Below are 2,157 nucleotides of genomic sequence, written 5' to 3'. Positions count from 1 at the left end.
GGCTTATCGGGAGCGCCCCGCCGACGACGGCGAGCATCACCTCGTGTGGTGCACGTCCGCGAGACGGTAGACGGGCGTCGGCATCCCCTCGTATCGCGCCTTCAGCTGCAGCGCGAGATACAGCGAGTAGTGCCTCGACTGGTGCAGGTTGCCGCCGTGGAACCACAGCGCCTCCTGCTGCGTCGGCTTCCACATGTTGCGCTGCTCGCCCTCCCACGGGCCGGGGTCCTTCGTGGTCTCGGACCCGAGTCCCCACACCTTGCCGACCTTGTCCGCCACCTCGGGACTGACGAGGTCGGCCACCCAGCCGTTCATCGAGCCGTAGCCGGTCGCGTACACCACGAGGTCGGCCGGCAGCTTCGTGCCGTCGTCGAGCACGACGGCATCCTCCGTGAGATGATCGACGGCGCCGTGCCGCAGCGCCACCTCGCCGTCGGCGACGAGCTCGGCCGCACCGACGTCGATGTAGTAGCCCGAGCCGCGGCGCAGGTACTTCATGAACAGCCCGGAGCCGTCGTCCCCCCAGTCGAGCCAGAACCCCGCCTGCTCGAGGCGGTCGTAGAAGTCGCGGTCGCGCTCGGCCATCCGCTGATACAGCGGGATCTGGAACTCGTGCATGATGCGATACGGCAGCGACGCGAAGATCAGGTCCGCCTTCTCGGTCGTGACCCCGGCGGCGAGAGCGCGCTCGGAGTACAGATCGCCCAGCCCGATGTCCATGAGCGAGTCGCTCTTGACGATGTGCGTGGACGAGCGCTGCACCATCGTGACGTCGGCACCCACCTCCCACAGCGCCCCGCAGATGTCGAACGCGCTGTTGTTCGAGCCGATGACGACGACGCGCTTGCCTCGGTAGGCGTCGGGACCGGGATGCTGGCTGGAATGGTGCTGATCGCCGCGGAAGATCTCTTGCCCTTGGTAGATGGGAACGTTCGGCTTGCCGGACATGCCCGTCGCGAACACCACCTGCTTCGGCCGCAGCACCAGGGGCGTGCCGTCCCGCTCGACGTGGACCGTCCACTCCCCGGCATCCGCATCGAACGAGGCGGACGTCGCGACCGTGTGCGACCAGTACGGCACCTCCATCACCTTCGTGTAGGACTCGAGCCAGTCGGCGATCTTGTCCTTGGGGGCGAACACCGGCCAGTTGTCGGGGAACTTCAGGTACGGCAGGTGGTCGTACCACACCGGGTCGTGCAGCGCGAGCGACTTGTAGCGGCCGCGCCACTGATCGCCCGGGCGGGCGTGCTTGTCGATGACGAGCGCGGGAACCCCCAGCTGCCGCAGCCGGGCGCCGAGCGCGATGCCGCCCTGCCCGCCGCCGATGATGAGCACGTACGGTTGTGTCGCCACGCCGAGTTCGGCCGCTTCTTGCGCGCGCCGTTCGGCCCAGGTCACCCTGTTCCGGTCCGCGCCGTGCTGCGCGCCGCGCGGCCGACGCTCCCCGCGGGGCTCCTCGTATCCCGCGAGCTCGTAGAGCGTGGTGAGGAAGGTCCACGCCCGCCACTGATCGGGCTCGTCGTCCGCGCGGACCAGCCGCACGAGGCCCCGTCCGCGGCCGATCGCGGTGCCGAACGTGAACCACGCGGTCACCACGCCGTCGACCTCTTCGGGACGATCCTCGATCTCGAACCCCGCCGGGTCGACACGGTCGAGAGTGTTTGTGAGCAGGTCGGCGACCCCGGCCGGATCCTCGACGGTCGTGATGTTCCACGTGAACGCGACGAGGTCGCGCCAGAACGAGCGCGTCGCGAACAGCGCGGATGCCGCGGCGATGTCGCGGCTGCGCAGGGCATCCTCGAATCGTCGGAACCAGTCCGCGGCGATGTCCGCAGCATCCGTCGGTCTTTCGAGGACGGCGGTGGGGGATACGTCTGCGACAGCAGTTGAGCGGGTCATGATGGCCTCCTTGCGATCTTCCCGTGCGATCAGTGAAGCCAGCCGTCCCCCGGGAGGGAACCGTTGCAACGTATTGCAACGAGGCGCGTGGCCTACTGGAGGGACCTCGACGAGGAGGTGCCGATGCCGACGACTGTTCCGTCTGTTCCGATGCGCGCTGATGCGCCTCGACCCGATCTCGCCCGCTCCGACCCCGCCCGCTCCGACCTCGGCCGCGCGGAGCTCGCGCGCGCCGCGCCGATCGCCGACCTGGACGAT

At 68.9% G+C, this 2,157-nt stretch carries 1 protein-coding gene; it reads right to left on the bottom strand.

Annotated features, from left to right (window positions below; all coding sequences use genetic code 11):
* Positions 1 to 36: 36 nt before the first annotated feature.
* Positions 37 to 1,899 carry an NAD(P)/FAD-dependent oxidoreductase gene (locus tag WBP48_RS16985; RefSeq protein ID WP_424441921.1) on the bottom strand — a complete coding sequence of 621 codons (1,863 nt, stop codon included), beginning with the start codon at positions 1,897 to 1,899 and terminating at the stop codon, positions 37 to 39.
* Positions 1,900 to 2,157: the final 258 nt, after the last annotated feature.

This window comes from Microbacterium sp. (genome assembly GCF_049661145.1).
Taxonomy (GTDB): domain Bacteria; phylum Actinomycetota; class Actinomycetes; order Actinomycetales; family Microbacteriaceae; genus Microbacterium.
This window is presented reverse-complemented; position numbering and strand designations above follow the sequence as displayed.

Coding starts and splice junctions, on each gene's coding strand:
- WBP48_RS16985 (WP_424441921.1), bottom strand. CDS start 1,899: ATGACCCGCTCAACTGCTGTCGCAGACGTATCCCCCACCGCCGTCCTC.